At 63.2% G+C, this 723-nt stretch carries 1 protein-coding gene; it reads right to left on the bottom strand.

The genetic code is table 11. The annotated features are described in order from the left end of the window. On the bottom strand, positions 1–723 hold a 723-nt coding region (locus O7A70_RS33885), incomplete at both ends, for an AMP-binding protein (RefSeq protein WP_337144216.1).

Below are 723 nucleotides of genomic sequence, written 5' to 3'. Positions count from 1 at the left end.
GCCGGTTCAGGTAGCCGCGCGCCACGCCTGCCCCGCCAATGTAAAGCTCGCCCACCGCCCCGAACGGCACCAGTGCCCCATGACCGTCCAGCAGGTAGATCCGCGTGTTCGCGATCGGACGGCCGATCGTCTCAACGACAGCCTCTCCCCGCGACATACACATCCAGGTCGAATACGTCGTCGTTTCCGAAGGGGCATACAGATTACAGACTTTCTCTACGCCGCTGCCCGCGAAGACCCTCTCGATCAGACTTGCGGTCAGCCGCTCACCGCACGAATTGATGACGCGCGTCGAAGCCGGCACGGCTTGCTGATCGATCAGGGCAGCGATTGCCGAGGGGACCGTGTTGATCAAGGAAACGTCCAGGGGCGTCCGCGCCAGCGCCAGAGCATCCTCGACAAGATCATGAGTGCTTCCTTGCGACAGCGGAACGAAGCACTCATAGACGGACAGATCAAAGCTGATCGAGGTAGAAAACAGTGTGCGGCTGATCTCCGACTCCGCAAACACGCCGCTGCTCCAATGCAACAGGTTCACGGTGCTCTGGTGCTCGACCATGACGCCCTTTGGCGTTCCGGTGGAGCCGGAGGTGTAGATGACATAGGCGAGATGGCGCGAGGTGAGGCCGAGCGCGCGCGGGTCTGGATCGGACGCCGGCAGCTCCGCCCAGGGCGGCGTGGCCGCATCCAGATCGACCACGCTCACATCGGCGAGCGCTTCGG

The sequence above is a fragment of the Mesorhizobium sp. Cs1299R1N1 genome (assembly GCF_037179655.1).
In the GTDB taxonomy this organism is placed as follows: domain Bacteria; phylum Pseudomonadota; class Alphaproteobacteria; order Rhizobiales; family Rhizobiaceae; genus Mesorhizobium; species Mesorhizobium salmacidum.
This window is presented reverse-complemented; position numbering and strand designations above follow the sequence as displayed.